Annotated in this window: 2 protein-coding genes; both read right to left on the bottom strand. The window is 47.4% G+C overall.

From position 1 onward, the window contains the following. Window positions 1-1,262, bottom strand: a 1,262-nt coding sequence (locus tag KIV40_RS26720) for an N-acetylmuramoyl-L-alanine amidase (protein ID WP_285352204.1), incomplete at its 3' end; no start/stop codon positions are given. Continuing rightward, the coding region (gene tsaE / locus KIV40_RS26725; protein WP_285352206.1) for a tRNA (adenosine(37)-N6)-threonylcarbamoyltransferase complex ATPase subunit type 1 TsaE at window positions 1,256-1,697 on the bottom strand (442 nt) is incomplete at its 5' end. The genes tsaE and KIV40_RS26720, both read right to left, overlap by 7 nt.

Raw genomic sequence — 1,697 nt, forward strand, 5'->3', positions numbered from 1 at the left:
TTATGCGTCGTAACCGAAGCTACAGGAGCGGGCGTCGGCCTTGCTGTGTTCGATAGCACCTTTCCTTCAGGTGGGTTGGCTTTCAGATATTTCACCACCGCCGTCGTGATCGCTGTTGCCAACTTATCTTGGTGAGAGCGTTGGAACAGCAGTTTCTCTTCCGTTGGGTTCGAAATGAATCCCGTTTCAACCAGTACAGATGGAATCTGAGGCGAGCGCAATACCGCTAAGCTGGTGTTAATCGGCTTTTTGTTATGCAGCTTAGAGACCTTACCCATTTCTGACAGGATCTCTGTCGCCAGTTTGTAGCCCGCTTTTTGAGAATGGCTAAACTGCAGATCAAGCAAGGTTTGGTTAACGTTCTTATCATCAATATTGCTGGTAAAGACATGACCGCCTCCGCCCAACAATTCCGATTGCCGCTCGGGGTTCTCAATCCAACGAGAAATCTCGGTATTGGCACGACGCGTGTTCAATACAAACACCGAGCCCCCACGAGGCTGAGGTGTGGTAAAGGCATCCGCGTGAATAGAGATCAACAGGTGCGCTTCGTTTTCACGAGCAATAGCCACTCGGCGGTTCAAGTTAACGAAGTAATCGCCATTTCGTGTCATTCGAGTTTTAACGCCCGGTACAGCATCTAGCTTGGCAGCGACTTTGCGCGAGATACTTAAAACCGTGTTCTTTTCATATTTACCAGACGGTCCGATAGAACCCGGGTCTTCACCACCGTGTCCAGGATCAATCACGATCAAGATGTCTTGATTGCGCTGAACTTGATCAATGCTCTTACTGACCGTTGAACTGCTTGAAGAGCTGGAACTGGTCGATGACTTTTTGGCATCGCCATGCGGAAGATCGATCACCAAACGGTGACCATATTGTCCACCCGGCGTAGGGCTTAGTTTGAAGATTTCCGCTTTGGTGGATTTCTTCAGCTCAAACACTAAACGATAGGTTGTTTTTTCTGGTGGTGAACTCTTACGGATCTTTTTCAGAACCGGACTATCGCTCACGTTGACTGGCAACTTAGTCGCCAGATTGGTGCGTTTAAGATCCACCACCAAACGGCTAGGGCTGCTCAATGTGAAATAACTAAAATCCGCTTCGGACTTTAGATCAATAACAACTCGCGTTTCTTCAGGGGAAGGCCACACACGCAACCCTTTTAAAGAGTTAGCAGCAGCAATGGAAGAAAATAGCAATGAGAAAACAGCGGCCATCATGGCCACTGTGGAAAGAAGGCGTTTAGAAATCAACATAACTCCAACTGACTAAGTAAGCGTTGTCCATATTCACTGTTAGCGGTTAAAGAGACGACACGATGATCATCTTGGTAACGGATATCGATATCGAGATCCGCTTCAGGTAGCAAACCTTCACCCTTTTCTGGCCACTCAACCAAACAGATAGCATCAGGAGTAAAGTAGTCACGGATGCCCATGAACTCTAGCTCTTCTGGATCGGCTAAACGGTAAAGGTCAAAGTGGTATACCTGCCAATCTGCCAATTGATATGGTTCAACTAGAGTATACGTTGGGCTCTTTACATTTCCTTGATGGCCAAGCGCTTTTACAAAGCCACGACTGAAAGTCGTTTTACCTGCGCCAAGATCGCCATGCAAATAGATAGTGGTTTGCTGTGAGCATAGATTTGAAAGCTCCGTCCCCAGTTGAATCGTTGCTTGCTCATCTTTC

This window comes from Vibrio sp. D173a (assembly GCF_030248475.1).